Source organism: Mesorhizobium sp. B2-2-3, assembly GCF_006442405.1.
GTDB lineage: Bacteria > Pseudomonadota > Alphaproteobacteria > Rhizobiales > Rhizobiaceae > Mesorhizobium.
This window is the reverse complement of record NZ_VFWC01000009.1, coordinates 118,400-131,914: the sequence shown is the minus strand read 5'-3', so window position 1 is coordinate 131,914 and position 13,515 is coordinate 118,400. Positions and strand designations below refer to the sequence as shown.

14 protein-coding genes, 1 tRNA gene and 1 pseudogene are annotated in these 13,515 nt (G+C 65.7%); 5 read left to right on the top strand and 11 right to left on the bottom strand.

What is annotated here, in order from left to right; translation table 11 throughout:
* Positions 1-93: 93 nt before the first annotated feature.
* The 3 genes and pseudogenes from FJ951_RS18185 to FJ951_RS18175 form a co-directional block, all read left to right on the top strand.
* A complete protein-coding gene (locus FJ951_RS18185; protein ID WP_140516451.1) occupies positions 94-1,206 on the top strand; it encodes an endonuclease/exonuclease/phosphatase family protein in 1,113 nt (370 codons plus the stop codon).
* A gap of 3 nt (positions 1,207-1,209) precedes the next feature.
* Positions 1,210-1,926: a hypothetical protein gene (locus FJ951_RS18180; RefSeq protein ID WP_140516449.1), complete on the top strand. Its 717-nt coding sequence runs from the start codon at positions 1,210-1,212 to the stop codon at positions 1,924-1,926.
* Positions 1,927-2,011: 85 nt separating this feature from the next.
* Positions 2,012-2,260 (top strand): annotated as a pseudogene (locus tag FJ951_RS18175) (PIN domain-containing protein); the annotation flags it as partial.
* A 24-nt stretch (positions 2,261-2,284) separates the two neighbouring features.
* Here the strand turns inward: FJ951_RS18175 and FJ951_RS18170 are convergent.
* From FJ951_RS18170 to FJ951_RS18160, 3 genes are read right to left on the bottom strand one after another with little or no spacing between them, the layout of a single operon-like run.
* The gene (locus FJ951_RS18170) at positions 2,285-3,502 is read right to left on the bottom strand and encodes an ABC transporter permease (RefSeq protein WP_140516447.1); all 1,218 of its coding nucleotides are present in this window, start codon (positions 3,500-3,502) and stop codon (positions 2,285-2,287) included.
* Between the two features lie 2 nt (positions 3,503-3,504).
* Positions 3,505-4,212 (bottom strand): ABC transporter ATP-binding protein, encoded by a 708-nt coding sequence (locus FJ951_RS18165; protein WP_140516445.1) that lies wholly within the window; start codon positions 4,210-4,212, stop codon positions 3,505-3,507.
* 4 nt (positions 4,213-4,216) lie between these two features.
* Positions 4,217-5,509 (bottom strand): efflux RND transporter periplasmic adaptor subunit, encoded by a 1,293-nt coding sequence (locus tag FJ951_RS18160; protein WP_140516443.1) that lies wholly within the window; start codon positions 5,507-5,509, stop codon positions 4,217-4,219.
* Between the two features lie 130 nt (positions 5,510-5,639).
* On the opposite strand from FJ951_RS18160, the gene FJ951_RS18155 reads away from it, so the two are divergent.
* Positions 5,640-6,572 carry a PhzF family phenazine biosynthesis protein gene (locus FJ951_RS18155; protein ID WP_140495414.1) on the top strand — a complete coding sequence of 311 codons (933 nt, stop codon included), beginning with the start codon at positions 5,640-5,642 and terminating at the stop codon, positions 6,570-6,572.
* Between the two features lie 107 nt (positions 6,573-6,679).
* Positions 6,680-6,755: transfer RNA gene (locus FJ951_RS18150), tRNA-Lys, on the top strand.
* A gap of 137 nt (positions 6,756-6,892) precedes the next feature.
* Here the strand turns inward: FJ951_RS18150 and FJ951_RS18145 are convergent.
* Genes FJ951_RS18145 through cbiE form a run of 8 tightly spaced genes read right to left on the bottom strand, consistent with a single transcriptional unit; the run spans position 6,893 to position 13,515 of the window.
* On the bottom strand, positions 6,893-7,156 hold the full coding sequence (locus FJ951_RS18145) for a hypothetical protein (RefSeq protein WP_140516441.1): 264 nt from the start codon (positions 7,154-7,156) through the stop codon (positions 6,893-6,895).
* Between the two features lie 39 nt (positions 7,157-7,195).
* Positions 7,196-8,206 carry a nicotinate-nucleotide--dimethylbenzimidazole phosphoribosyltransferase gene (cobT, locus tag FJ951_RS18140; protein ID WP_140516439.1) on the bottom strand — a complete coding sequence of 337 codons (1,011 nt, stop codon included), beginning with the start codon at positions 8,204-8,206 and terminating at the stop codon, positions 7,196-7,198.
* Between the two features lie 24 nt (positions 8,207-8,230).
* Positions 8,231-9,007, bottom strand: a complete 777-nt coding sequence (gene cobS / locus FJ951_RS18135) for an adenosylcobinamide-GDP ribazoletransferase (RefSeq protein ID WP_140516437.1) — start codon at positions 9,005-9,007, stop codon at positions 8,231-8,233.
* Positions 9,008-9,010: 3 nt separating this feature from the next.
* Positions 9,011-10,324: a cobyrinate a,c-diamide synthase gene (locus FJ951_RS18130; RefSeq protein WP_140516435.1), complete on the bottom strand. Its 1,314-nt coding sequence runs from the start codon at positions 10,322-10,324 to the stop codon at positions 9,011-9,013.
* The gene (gene cobA, locus FJ951_RS18125) at positions 10,321-11,139 is read right to left on the bottom strand and encodes a uroporphyrinogen-III C-methyltransferase (RefSeq protein WP_140516433.1); all 819 of its coding nucleotides are present in this window, start codon (positions 11,137-11,139) and stop codon (positions 10,321-10,323) included. Before cobA ends, FJ951_RS18130 begins: the two co-directional genes overlap by 4 nt.
* Complete coding sequence (gene cobM, locus FJ951_RS18120) at positions 11,136-11,900, bottom strand: precorrin-4 C(11)-methyltransferase (RefSeq protein ID WP_140516431.1); 765 nt, start codon at positions 11,898-11,900, stop codon at positions 11,136-11,138. Before cobM ends, cobA begins: the two co-directional genes overlap by 4 nt.
* Complete coding sequence (locus FJ951_RS18115; protein WP_140516429.1) at positions 11,897-12,283, bottom strand: cobalamin biosynthesis protein; 387 nt, start codon at positions 12,281-12,283, stop codon at positions 11,897-11,899. Before FJ951_RS18115 ends, cobM begins: the two co-directional genes overlap by 4 nt.
* Positions 12,280-13,515, bottom strand: a complete 1,236-nt coding sequence (gene cbiE, locus FJ951_RS18110) for a precorrin-6y C5,15-methyltransferase (decarboxylating) subunit CbiE (RefSeq protein ID WP_140516427.1) — start codon at positions 13,513-13,515, stop codon at positions 12,280-12,282. Before cbiE ends, FJ951_RS18115 begins: the two co-directional genes overlap by 4 nt.

The following is a 13,515-nucleotide window of genomic DNA, read 5'->3' as shown; positions in this document are numbered from 1 at the left end:
CAACCATGGCGCGAGGCGCGCCAGGATCAATCGATTCCAGCTGGTGGTTGCCCGGCCTTGTTTTCTGCCGCGCTTGCGGGCAAAGGTCATGATATGTCGCTGCGTCTTGCAACCTTCAATGTCGAGAACCTGATGAACAGGTTCGATTTCTCCGGATACCGCAACCAGCTCAACGAGGACCGGACGCTGGCTCTCTTCGATATCCAGAGCGAGGCCGAGTACAAGATGCTGGAGCAGGCCCGCGCCATCGCGCAGTCGGACGACATGCGGCAGCTGACGGCGCTGGCCATAGCGGCCACGCGCGCGGATATCATCTGCATGCAGGAGGTCGACAATATCGAAGCCCTCAAGGCGTTCGAATATGGCTATCTTTTCAAGATGGTGGGGCAGGGCTACCGCCAGAAGTACACCGCTGCCGGCAATGATTCGCGCGGCATCGACGTCGCCGTGATGATGCGCAGCGAGACCGCGCAGGGCCAGCCCATCGAATTCGTGCGCATGACCAGCCACGCCTATGTGACCTATGAACAGTTCGGGCTGCACACGCCGGAGCTGGCGGCGCTCGGCAACCAGCCCAATGAACGTATCTTCCGGCGCGACTGCCTGGAAGTGGACATTACCGTTGGCGGTTCGCCGCTGACACTCTATCTCGTGCACTTCAAGTCGATGGGCTCGCCCCGCAACGGGCTCGACGGGCGTGAAGCGACGATGCCGGTCCGCATCGCGGAGGCGCAGGCGGTGCGCCGGATCATCGAGGAGCGCTTCGGGGCGGATCATGCAGCCAACAAGCGCTGGGCGATCTGCGGCGACATGAACGATTACCGCCAGCGCGTGAAGATCGCCGGCGACGAATTCGACGGCTATCGTTTCGAGGTGGTCGACGAGAACCTGTCCTGCATCAACGTGCTGACGGCTGGCGGTTTTTGCGAAAACGTGGTCGAGAGGCGGCCGGAAATGAACCGCTGGACCTTCTACCACACGCGTGGGCCGCAAGAGCGGCATTTGTGCCAGCTCGATTATATCCTGCTGTCCAAGGGACTGGCGGCTAAGAACGCCACCGCCGTCCCGGACATCATCCGCAACGGCCAGCCCTGGCGCACGATCTTCCCCGCCGGCCAGGAAGTGGAGCGCTTTCCGCGCGCCGGCTGGGACCGGCCCAAGGCATCGGACCATTGTCCGGTGGCGATCACGCTGGACATGGCCTGAGCCGTGAGCTTCGACCTGCCGCGCAACGTTATTTTGCCGGTCGACGCCGTCGATGTCCGGCTCGACCCTGGCCCGCATCCTTTTTCGCTGGATAATGCCGAGGCGATCGCCGCGAACTGGCAGCATGAGATCGCGGCCAACCCCGCGCTCTTCGACGGCCCCGTGGTGCTGCTCTCGCGACTGGCCTGGCGCGACAATCGCCTCGTCGGCCGGTGCCACGCGGTCAACTACTCCACGTTCATGCTTTGGCGTAAACGGCGCGAGAATTCCGGCGCCGAGCACGCCTATGCCCATGCCATGCTTGTGGCCGGCGACAATGCGCTGGTGGCGATTCGCATGGCCGCCCACACCGTTACTGCCGGCCGCGTCTATTTCGCCGCCGGTTCATTTGAACCGGCGGATTTTCGCGATGGCCTCGTCGATGTCGATTTCAATATGATCCGCGAGGTGCGGGAAGAAACCGGCCTCGACATTTCAGGCGCCGCACGCGGCCTGCATTACCATGCCCTGTCGACGGAAAGCGGCACGGTGATCTTCCGCCGATACCGGGTTCCCGAGCCCGCCGAGGAGATCGCGCGGCGCATCTCGGCCTTCGTCGCAACCGAGGCCGAACCGGAGATCGTCGGTCCGGTCATCATCCGCCACGCCGCCGACCTGCCGCACGGGCTGATGCCGCACATGAAGCCGCTGATCGAGTGGCATTTTGCGAACGCGGACTAAACCTTACCTTCCGTGCTGATCGCCAATGCCGGCATACGAAGGTCTGAGTGGCTGCCTGCAACCGCAAACATCGGGTGCGTGCGCGGACAATCGTCTCGATCAGGATGTGTTGCCACTGTTTGCAGGCCGCATTCTGCCTTTCGACCTCGACGCGTCGCGCGCCTATGCCGACCTCATGGTAAAGGCGAGAGCCTCAGGCAAGGCGATCGGCAATGCGGATGCCTACATCGCGGCCACGGCCGCAGCAAACGGTCTTACGGTCGCCACCCGCGACACCGGCCCATTCGCGGCCGCCGGATTGAATACGATCAATCCCTGGGAAACAGCGTCGTAGCCGCGCCTTTGCTTTCCAATCGCCTTATTCATGCCGCAGCGCGTCGATCGGGTCGAGCCTGGCGCCGCGCAGCGCCGGGAAGAAGCCGAAGACCATGCCGATCAGCGCGGAAAAGCCGACGGCGAGCAGGATGACTGCCGGGCTCGGCGCGAAGGGAATGGTCAGCGTCGCCGAGGCGAGGCCGGCCAGCGAGAGCCCGATCAGGATGCCGATGATGCCGCCGAGCAGCGACAGCACCGTCGCCTCGACCAGGAACTGGATGAGGATGTGCTTTTCATGCGCGCCGATGGCTAGCCTGATGCCGATCTCGCGGGTGCGCTCGGTGACCGACACCAGCATGATGTTCATGATGCCGATGCCGCCGACCAGCAGGCTGACGCCGGCGACCGCGCCCAGCATGCCGGTCATCGTGGTGGTGGCGCTGGCCATGGCATCGGCGATCTGGGTCATGTCGCGGATCGCGAAATCGCTTTCGCGGTCGGGCGTGAGGCGTCTGGCGTCGCGCAGAATATCCTCGACGCGCGGCTGCAGCTCGCTGGTCGGGGTGCGGTCGTCGGCGGCGACGTAGATGTTGTCGATGTTGCGGTTGCCCGCAATGCGCCGCTGATAGGCATGCAGCGGCATCAACACGACATTGTCCTGGTCCTGGCCGAAGCCGGTATAGCCCTTCGGCTCGAGCAGGCCGATGATCTTGCAGGAGGTGCGGTTGACGCGGATGATTTCGCCCTCCGGGTCGCCGGCACCGAAGAACTGCTGGCGCACCGTCTCGCCGATCAGGCATACGCCGGTGCCCGAGCGGGTCTCGGACTCGCTGAACGAACGGCCTGAGACCAGTTTCCAGTCGCGAGCATCGAGATAGGCACTGTCGGTGCCGGTGACGCCGGAGGTCAGGCTCTCGGTACCGAAGATGACGCGGACCTGCTTCTGCGAGGCCGGCGAAATGGCGCGTGCACCTGTCAGATAGGCAATGAGCGCGGCAAGATCCTTTTCGGTGAGCGGACGGACGACCTGGTCGAGCCCGCCCGGGCCGCCGGGACCGGCCGGGCGGCCGGAGCGCACAACCAGAAGATTGCTGCCGAGCTTGGCGATGTCGTCCTTGACCTTGGCGGTGGTGCCGGCGCCAATGGTGAGCATGGCGATGACCGCGGCGACGCCGATGACGATGCCGAGCAAGGTCAGGAACGAGCGCAGCATGTTGCGGCGGATCGAGCGCAAGGAGAGGCGGACGGTTTCCCAGAGCATTTTCAGGCCACCTCGACGGTCATGGTGTCGGAGGCGACATGGCCGTCGAGGAAGCGCACCGTGCGCTCGGCATATTCGGCGACGTCGGCCTCGTGGGTGACCATGGTGATGGTCAGGCCAAGCTCCTTGTTCAGTTGCGTCAGCAACTCCATGATCTCGTGCGTGCGGGCAGTGTCGAGATTGCCGGTCGGTTCGTCGGCGACGAGCAGCGTCGGCCTCGTGACGATGGCGCGCGCGATCGCCACGCGCTGTTGCTGGCCGCCGGAAAGCTCGGCCGGAGTGTGATGCTCGCGACCGACAAGGCCGACTTGCGCCAGCGCCTGCATGGCAAGATCGCGGCGCTCGCGGCTGGCCACGCCGCGATAGATCAGCGGCAGTTCGACATTTTCCGCCGCCGTGGTGCGCGCCAGCAGATTATAGCCCTGGAAGACGAAGCCGACATAGAGGTTGCGCAGCATGGCGCGGCGGTTGCGGTCGAGCCGGCCAGCATCGACGCCCATGAAGGAATAGGTGCCGGCGGTCGGCGTGTCGAGGCAGCCGATGATGTTCATCGCCGTCGATTTGCCGGAGCCGGACGGGCCCATGATGGCGACGAATTCGCCGCGCCGGATCGCCAGGTCGACGCCGGCCAGCGCGTGCACCTTGGCTTCGCCATGGCCGTAGCTCTTCCAGACCTTGTCGAAGGTGATGAGGGGGGCGCCCATCGCCACGAAGTCAGCTCCGCTGCTGCGAGGCCGTGATGACCTGCGCCCCCTCTGACAGGCCCGAGGTGATCTCGGTCAGCTCGCCGTCGGTCGAGCCGATCCTGACGTTGACCGGATGCGGACGGCCTTTCTCCAGCACGTAGAGCATGCGTGAGCCGTCGGTCGGCGGCGCTGCCGCCTGGCGCTGGCGATTGCCGCCGGGACGTCCCATGCGGCCGGTGAACAGGTCGCTCAGGCTCCAGCCGCGGGCGGCCTGCTGCGCAGGACGATAGCGGAAGGCGGAGGAGGGGACGGTCAGCACGTCCTTAGCCTGCCGGGTGACGACCGAAACAGTGGCGGTCATGCCGGGGCGCAGCAACAGCTCGTCGTTGTCGACCTCGAGCCGCGCATTGTAGGTGACGACGCCGTCGGTGGTGACCGAGGCGTAGGAGATGTCGCGGATCTCGGCGTCGAACGGCCGCTCCGGGAAGGCGTCCACGGTGAAGCGGGCATGCTGGCCCGGCTTCACCGCGCCGATATCGGCTTCGTCGACCGCCGCCACCAGTTCCATGTTCCTGAGATCGGCGGCGATGATGAACAGCACCGGCGCCTGCAAGGAGGAGGCGACCGTCTGGCCGGGGTCGACAGAGCGCGTCAGCACGATGCCGTCGATCGGCGCATAGATGGTGCTGTTGGCAAGGTCGGTCTGCTGCGATTTCAGGTCGGCGTTGGCGATGGCGAGATTGGCCTCGGCGCTATCGAGCGCTGCCTTCGAACGGTCGCGGGTCGCGGTCGCCGCTTCGAGCGACTGGTCGGTGGCCATGCCGCGCTTGGTGAGGGCGGCGGCGCGCACGAGCGCGCTTTCATTCTCGGCCAGCGTCACGGTGGCGTCCGCGACATTGGCGGCGGCCGCCTTGGCGGATGCCTCGGCGCGTTCGATCTGCACCTGCAGCTTGGCGGTGTCGAGCGCGGCCAGCACATCGCCCTTCTTGACCTGCTGGTTCTCGTTGACCGAGACTGAACGAATGATGCCCGAGAGCTGGCTGGAAATGTCGACCTGGGTGAGGGGCTGCAAGGTGCCGGTCGCCGAAACCTCGACAGTGAGGTCGGCCTTGGCGGCGGGCGCCGTCGTATAGTCGATCTTGACCGGCGAGCCGGCATACCACTGGTAGCCGGCAAAAGCCGCGACAAGGACGATCAGCGCCAGCAGCGCATAGAGCCAGCCGCGGCGGCGATTCTTGCGCCGCCCCGTCTGGTCGAGCCCGAGCGCGGTCTCGATGGCGGAATCCGATTCCGTCTTTGGCAGATTGACAATCTGGTCCACGCCGGACCCCCTGAAGCGCAATATGTCCCTATGAGTGCACAGATCAGTGCTAATGGTTCGAATATCAAATTAAATTTCGCTCATGTTGGGATTGAGGCAGAAATTCGGATCAAAGCGGAAGGTTTCCTCCATGAGACGCGATTACTTGCTTTACGATGTGTTTACGACCGATCGGCTGGCCGGCAACCCGCTGGCGGTGGTGTTGGACAGCGGCGGACTGGACACGGCTGCGATGCAGGCTATCGCGCGCGAGTTCAACCTGTCGGAATCGGTGTTCGTGCTGCCGCCGGATAATCCCAAGCACCGCGCCCGTATCCGCATCTTCACGCCCGATTATGAAATGCCTTTCGCCGGCCACCCGACCGTGGGCTCGGCGATCGCGCTGGCCGAACTGGCCGATATCGCGCTCGCTGAAATGGCCGACAATGACGGCGCTGCGAGCATTTTCGTGCTGGAGGAAAACATCGGCCCGGTGCGCTGTGCCGTCAGCAAGCACGATGGCGCCACCTTCGCCGAATTCGACCTGGCGAAGCTGCCGGAGCCGCTGAAGCTCGAAGCCGACCCGGTGGCGATCGGCGCCGCCCTTGGCCTGGCGCCGCACGAGATCGGTTTCGAGAATCACCGCGTCGCGTTCTGGTCAGCCGGCGTGCCCTATGTGACCATACCGGTGGCCAATCTGGAGGCGGCCGGCCGGATCCGGCTCGACAACCAGGCCTGGTCGGAACTGGCGCCCCGCAAGAGCGAATGGGCCTTTGCCAGTCCCTATGTCTATTGCCGAGAGACGGTGAACCACGAGAGCGCCTTCCATGTGCGCATGATCGTGCCCGGCACGCCTTCCTACGAGGACCCGGCGACCGGCTCGGCGGCGGCGGCTTTCGCCGGCGCCGTCATGCATTTCGACGCTCCGACGGATGGCGTTTCGCAGCTGTGGATCGAACAGGGGCTGGAGATGGGGCGGCCCTCGCGTATCCGCCTAGAACTAAGTGTACAGGGCGGAAAACTGGTCTCGGCGCGCATCGGTGGCAACGCGGTCAAGGTGGCGGAAGGCAAGCTGTTCGTCTGACCATCTGCGTCACTTCGGCGATTTGTCGGGAAATGATTCCGGCAGGGCTGGACAGGACCGGCATCGGCGGCTATATGCCCGCCAACGCCGGTTTTTGCCGGCCGAGTGGGTGCGTAGCTCAGTTGGTAGAGCAGCTGACTCTTAATCAGCGGGTCCACAGTTCAATCCTGTGCGCACCCACCAAATTCTTCAAAGACTTGGTGGAAAGACCCTGAATAGGCCGGTTCAATTGCCGCGCTCGTTCATCAGTGTTTGGCTGCCTTCGCAACCCGGCCGCCGTTGGCCAGGTGAGACGCGGGACTTTGCAGCTTGGTCAAAGACTACGATTGGCCGCGCCGAAAAACGCGGCTCAGAAACCTGCCGAACCGAAAAGCCATGCCGTTGTCCGCGCTCCGACCGTCGTCGGCATCAATGGCGGCCTTTCCGCCTGAGAAATCGCTGATGAGCCACCAGAAGAAAACCAGAAAAACAACGAGAATTGCGGTGTCGATCGGGCCGTAAGTTGAATATCCACTGTGCCGAAGCACACCAGCAAGCAGCACGGCGATAGTCATAGCAGCGGCAGCCGGGTGAAGCTTTTTCATCCACCAGATCTATTCGAGAATCGCTACAACCGGAAGATGTTACTTCTCCGACACGCCGGCCTCGGCAAAGCTCGCCATCCTCGCATGGCACTCCAGCGCCGAGCGGACGATGTTGACGGCGAGGCAAGCGCCGGAGCCTTCGCCGAGCCGCATGCCGAGGTCGAGCAGCGGCGGCAGGTCGAGCGCTTCGAGCAGGCCGCGGTGACCCGATTCAGCCGAGACGTGGGCGGCGATCGTATGAGCAAGGCCTGTGGAGTGCAGCTTTGCCAAAGGTGCTGCGGCTGCGGTGCAGACGAAGCCGTCAAGTAGCACCGGTATGCCCATGTGACGGGCGGCAAGCGTGGCGCCGAAGATGGCGGCGAGTTCGCGGCCGCCGAGCGCCATGGCAATCCCCAGTGGATCGGCAAGAACAGCGGCATGGCGCTCCAGGCCCGATTCGATGGCGACCACCTTGCGCTCGAGGCCGGCATCGTCGACGCCGGTGCCGCGTCCGGTCCATTTTTCGGCACCGCCGCCGAACAGCGCCGCCGAGATCGCGGCGGCCGGCGTGGTGTTGCCGATACCCATCTCGCCGAAGCAGACGAGATCGAGATCATCAGTCACCGCATCGTAGCCGGCCGAGACGGCGGCAAGAAATGCCTTGTCGTCCATCGCCGGCGTTTGCGTGAAATCGCCGGTCGGATGGTCAAGATCGAGCGGAATGACATCGAGTTCGGCGCCTGCGATGCGGGCGAGCTGGTTGATGGCCGCACCGCCGCCGGCGAAATTCGCCACCATCTGCACCGTGACTTCCGAAGGATAGGCCGACACGCCTTGGGCGGTAACGCCGTGGTTGCCGGCGAAGACGAAAACTTTCACCCGCTCGAGCCTAGGCATGTCGCGGCCCTGCCAGCGCGCCAGCCACGCGGCGATGGACTCAAGCCGGCCGAGGCTGCCCTGCGGCTTGGTCAACGTGTCCTGGCGGCGAGCGACCGCGCTCGCGGCGGCGTCATCGCCATCAGGCAGGTCGAGGCAAGCAGCGCGCAGTTCATCTAGGGATTTGAAAGCCATGGAAGGAAATTCTCCGAAACAGAGTCAGGAAAGGGCTACGGAAGCGACGAGCAGCACCGCGATTTCGCTCACCTGTTGCATAGCGCCGATCGTGTCGCCGGTCTGGCCACCGATCTGGTTGAGGCAAAGCGCGTGGAAGGCGGCAAACAGCAGTCCGAGCAGGATAAGCGCCGCGATGGCGCCGCCAAGCCCGAGCAGGAGGAGCGGGATGGCGCCGAGCACGGCGCCGGCGAGGGCAATTTCCCGCGAGACGGTGCCGGCGCCGGCCGAGAGGCCATCGTCGCGCGCCGGGGGCAAGAGATGCATGAAGGTGCCGAATACGCCGCGCGAGGCCGCATGGGCGGCCAGGAGCGCGAAGAGAGCTTGTGTGGGATCGACGAATTCCGACAGCGCGCTCCAGCGGATGAGCAGCGACAGCGCCAGCGCCATGGCGCCGTAGGCGCCGATTCGGCTGTCGCGCATGATCTCCAGCTTTCGACCGCGCGTGTTGCCGCCGCCAAAACCGTCGGCGACATCGGACAGCCCGTCCTCGTGCAGGCAGCCGGTGGTGACCGCGGTTGCAACCAGGGCAAGGGCTGCCGCCGACCCGATGGCAAGGCCAAACCGTTCCGCCGTGGCAAAGACGATGGCGCCGATCAGGCCGACGACGAGGCCGGCGACCGGGGCGGCCCAGATCGCGGCGGCAAGGCTGCGGCCGCGAAAGTCGATGACGGGCAAGGGCAGCCTGGTGAAGAAGACCAGGCAGAGGGCAACATCGCTGGGGATTTGCCGGGGCGAAAGGGTGACCTTCGGGAACTTCATGCCTCAGCCCCTTGCGATGGCATGGAAGAAGGTGCCGCTGACTTGGCCGCGCCGGTAGCCCGAGGCGCCGATCGGATTGCCTTGCCCGTCGGCGAGGTCGGCCAGGGGCTCGTCATCGCCGGCCGCCGTCATCTGCGCATAATGGAATTCGTGCCCGCGGATCAGCGCGCCCCGCGGGCCGAGCGGACAGTCGGCGCGCAGCCGCGCTTCGCGATAGCCGAGGTTCATCTTGCGCTTGGCGAAGCTGGTTGAATGGCTGAGCAGGCCGAGCATTTTGTGCGTTTCGCCAGATGCATCTTCCAGAGCTTCGCCAAGCACCATGAAGCCACCGCACTCACCATGGATGGGCTTCGTCCCGGCGAACCTTGCCGTTCCTTTCCGAAAATTCGCAGCGGCGGCGAGACGGCCGGCGTGAAGCTCGGGATAGCCGCCAGGCAGCCAGCAGACGTCGCAGCTGTCGTCAGGCGCCTCGTCCGCGAGCGGCGAGAACGGAACGATCTCCGCGCCGGCCTTGCGCCAGTAGGCCGCGACGTGCGGATAGAGAAAGGTGAAGGCGGCATCCTCGGCAAGTGCGATGCGCTGGCCGGGCGGCTGCAGCGCATCGTCGAAGCTGCCGGGCTCCGGGGCGAGAGGTGTTGCCAGCGCCATGACGGCGTCGAGGTCGAGCGACTTTTCCGCCATGTCGGCCAACCGGTCGAGATGCGCCATCAGGTCATCATATTCACCGGCCTGGACGAGGCCGAGATGGCGCTCGGGCAAGTTGAGCGTGGGATCGCGCAGGATGGCGCCGACGACCGGCAGGCCGATCGCCTCGATGGCGTCGCCGGACAGCCGGCGGTGGCGCTCGCTGCCCAGCCGGTTGAGCACGATGCCCGCCATGCGAACCTCCGGATCATAGGTGGCGAACCCCTTGGCGACGGCCGCCGCCGTGGTCGACTGGCCGGAAACGTCCAGCACCAGCAGCACCGGCAGGCCGTAGAGCCGCGCGAGATCGGCCGCCGAACCGCTGCGGCCCGGCGCGGCCGGAATGCCGTCGAACAGGCCCATGGCGCTTTCGAGGATGACAAAATCGGCGTCGTCGGCGGCATTTACGGCCAGTGCGTTGAGCAGCGACGGCGACATCGCCCAGCTGTCAAGATTGACGCCGGACAGGCCGGTGGCGGCGGTGTGGAAGCCGGGATCGATGTAATCGGGGCCGGACTTGGCGCCGCGTACTTTCAGGCCGCGCCGGGTGAGTGCGCGTAAAATACCGATGGTGACGCTGGTCTTGCCCGAGCCGGAGCGCGGCGCGCCGATGATGATCGCGCGGGCGCTCACGACGCACCCGCCAGCGCCGCGCGCATGGCGACGATGCCGCCGACCACGATCAGCGCCGGCGCGGACAGGCCGGCGGCGGCGGCTTCCTCGGCGATGGTGGCCAGCGTGGCGACGACGATGCGTTCCTGCGGCGTCGTCGCGGCGACGATCACCGCCGCCGGAGTCGATGGCGCCAACCCGCCGTCGAGCAATGCGGCCGATATCACAGGCAAATTGGCCATGCCCATGTAGACAACCACTGGCTGGCCGGTGCGCGCGATCGCGGCCCAGTCGAGATCGTCATCGGTGCCGGCGGCATGCCCGGTCGCCAGGATCACCGCCTTGTTGATGCCGCGCATGGTGGCGGGGATGCCGGTGGCGGCCAGCGCGCTGAGGCCCGAGGTGAGGCCGGGCAGGACGCGGAACGGGATGTTTTCCCGCGCCAGGGCCAGCGCCTCTTCGCCGCCACGGCCGAAAATATAGGGATCGCCGCCCTTCAGCCTGACGACGCGGCGGCCCTGGCGCGCCAGCCGGACCAGAAGGGCGGTTATGTCGTCCTGTTTCATCGAGGGTTTTCCGCCGCGCTTGCCGGCGAAGAAAAGCTCGGCGTTTTCGGCAACCGCGACGACGTCCGAGGAGACCAGCGCGTCATAGACCAGCGCATCCGCGTCACTCAGTGCCGCCAGCACTTCCAGCGTCAGGCAACCGGGATCACCGGGGCCGGCGCCGGCGAGCCATACATGGCCAGGCTCAAGCGTCCGCGGCTTGAAGTTCAGCCGGGCAAGCGCCTGTTGGAGCGCGGCGTTCTCGCCCTTAATCTTGGTGCTGTCGCTCACAATCCGTCCCGTCCGCGAAAACGCCTTTGGTAGTGGGCGTCGTACAATGAACTCTCGCCAAAGCCTTCCGCTGCCAGAGAGCGGCCGACGAAAATGATGGCCGTACGCTCCATCGGGTCGGCGGCCAGTTGCGCCTCGATGGTTTCCAGCGTGCCGGTCAGTACGCGCTCGTCCGGCCAGGAGGCACGGAAGACGACCGCCACCGGGCAATCGCGGCCATAGAGCGGCGTCAGCTCGGCGACGATGCGATCGACGGCGTGGATGGCAAGATGAATGGCAAGCGTGGCGCCGGTGCGGCCGAAGCCGGCCAGCGTTTCGCCAGGCGGCATTTTTGAAGCGCGGCCGGAGACGCGGGTCAGCACGAGGCTCTGGGCGACTTCGGGAATGGTCAGCTCGCGCCGCAGAGCAGCCGCCGCGGCAGCGAAAGAGGGAACGCCCGGCGTCAGCGTGTAGGGAATGCCGTGCCTTTCCAGCCGGCGGATCTGTTCGGCAACCGCGCTCCATACCGACAGGTCACCGGAATGCAGCCGCGCGACATCATGGCCGGCCTTGTGGGCGGCCAGATATTCGGCCTCGATCTCCTCGAGCGACATCGGCGCGGTGTCGATCAGCTTCGTTCCCGGGGCGCAATGCTGCAGCAATACGGGCGCCACGATCGAGCCGGCATGGAGGCAGACCGGGCAGCTTGCCAGCAGCCGCGCGCCGCGCAGGGTAATGAGGTCGGCGGCGCCCGGACCGGCGCCGATGAAATGCACGGTCATGCCGCGTCTCCGCTGATGGCGATGGCGCAGGTGACCGGGCCGAGCACGATGCGTGGTCCCAGCAGCCTGGCGCCTTCGCCGGCGACGGCCAGCGCCGATGCTTCGGAAACCGACGGTGTGCCGGCCAGATCCTGCGAGAGGCTGGAGTTGCTGAGCGCCTTCGTCGACGCTGCTTTAAGCGCTGCCTCATCGACAACGATGACGGGAAGGTTGAGTGTGCGACCTGCGGCAGCGATCGCCTGTTCATCTTTCTTGAGCATGGCGGTGGCGAGCGACGAGAGCGCCGTCATCGCCAGCCCGTGCGCTTCGAGCGCGGTTTCTATCGCGGCAAGCACGTCCTCGACGCTTACACCCTTTCGGCTGCCGATGCCCGCGACCATCATGGCTTGATCCAACTCCATTGGGTAACCGGCATCGCCGGCCGCCAGGCCTGCATCGAACCGACAGGTGCGGCGCGGGATATGGCGATGCGGGTGAGATCGCCCCCGAGTTCGGTATGACGGGCAAGAAGCAGCGTCTCCATTTCCAGCGTCACCGCATTGGCGACAAGGCGGCCGCCGGTGCGCAGCGCCTTGATGGCGGCGGCCAGCACGCCGGCGTCGCTGCCGCCGCCGCCAATGAAAATCGCGTCTGGCGTCTCGAGCCTTGCAAGCGCCTTGGGTGCGCTGCCTTCGACCACGATGAGGCCGGGAACGCCACAGGCAGCAGCGTTGTGGCCGATGCGGGCGGCGCGGATCGGGTCGGCTTCGATGGCAACAGCGCGCATCGAACGGTGGGTGAGCATCCATTCGATGCCGATGGAACCGGAGCCGGCGCCAATATCCCACAGCAGTTCGCCGCGCCTCGGCGCCAGCGCCGACAGCGTGATGGCGCGGATCTCATGCTTGGTGATCTGGCCGTCATGGTCGAACAGATGATCGGCGAGGCCTGATGTCAAAGGCAGGATACGCGCATCCGGACCAGATTGAATTTCGAGCGCCAGCACATTGAGCGGATTGATGGTTTCGAGGTTGAAGGTATCGGCCCGGGCCGTGCGCAGGTTCTCGTTCGGCCCGCCCAATGCCTCCAGGATCGTCAACCGCGAGGCGCCGAAATCAAGCTCGGTGAGCAGGCGGGCGATTGCCGCCGGTGCATCGCCGTCGGATGTCAGCGCCAAGATACGCGCGTTGGGCTGCAACAATGGCCGGATCAGGTCGATGGGGCGGCCATGCAGCGAGACGGTTTCGATGTCCTGCAGCGCCCAGCCAAGGCGAGCGGCCGCCAGCGAAATGGCCGAGGGCGCGGGAATGACATGCATCTCCCGCGGCATGACCTTCCGGGCGAGGGTGACGCCGACGCCGTGGAAAAAGGGATCGCCGGAAGCAAGGACGCAGACGCGCTTGCCGGCGAGCGACAGCACGTCGTGCATCTCGGCATCGAAGGGAACCGGCCATGGGCGCGGATCGCCCTTGGCGAATGATGAGACGAGCGCCAGATGCCGCTTGCCGCCAAAGATGATTTCAGCGTCGGCGATCCGCTGCTTGGCCTCGTCGCCGAGACCGGCTACACCGTCCTCGCCTATGCCGACGATGGTGAGCCATTTTTGGTTGGCGCCGCGTAGACTCTTAGCAGGCAT

Bases quoted from the DNA above. Each gene is read 5' to 3' on its own strand.
- cobS (WP_140516437.1), bottom strand. From the start codon at position 9,007: ATGAAGTTCCCGAAGGTCACCCTTTCGCCCCGGCAAATCCCCAGCGAT.
- FJ951_RS18170 (WP_140516447.1), bottom strand. From the start codon at position 3,502: ATGCTCTGGGAAACCGTCCGCCTCTCCTTGCGCTCGATCCGCCGCAAC.
- cbiE (WP_140516427.1), bottom strand. From the start codon at position 13,515: ATGCCTGCTAAGAGTCTACGCGGCGCCAACCAAAAATGGCTCACCATC.
- FJ951_RS18145 (WP_140516441.1), bottom strand. From the start codon at position 7,156: ATGAAAAAGCTTCACCCGGCTGCCGCTGCTATGACTATCGCCGTGCTG.
- FJ951_RS18115 (WP_140516429.1), bottom strand. From the start codon at position 12,283: ATGATGGTCGCGGGCATCGGCAGCCGAAAGGGTGTAAGCGTCGAGGAC.
- cobM (WP_140516431.1), bottom strand. From the start codon at position 11,900: ATGACCGTGCATTTCATCGGCGCCGGTCCGGGCGCCGCCGACCTCATT.
- FJ951_RS18155 (WP_140495414.1), top strand. From the start codon at position 5,640: ATGAGACGCGATTACTTGCTTTACGATGTGTTTACGACCGATCGGCTG.
- FJ951_RS18185 (WP_140516451.1), top strand. From the start codon at position 94: ATGTCGCTGCGTCTTGCAACCTTCAATGTCGAGAACCTGATGAACAGG.
- cobT (WP_140516439.1), bottom strand. From the start codon at position 8,206: ATGGCTTTCAAATCCCTAGATGAACTGCGCGCTGCTTGCCTCGACCTG.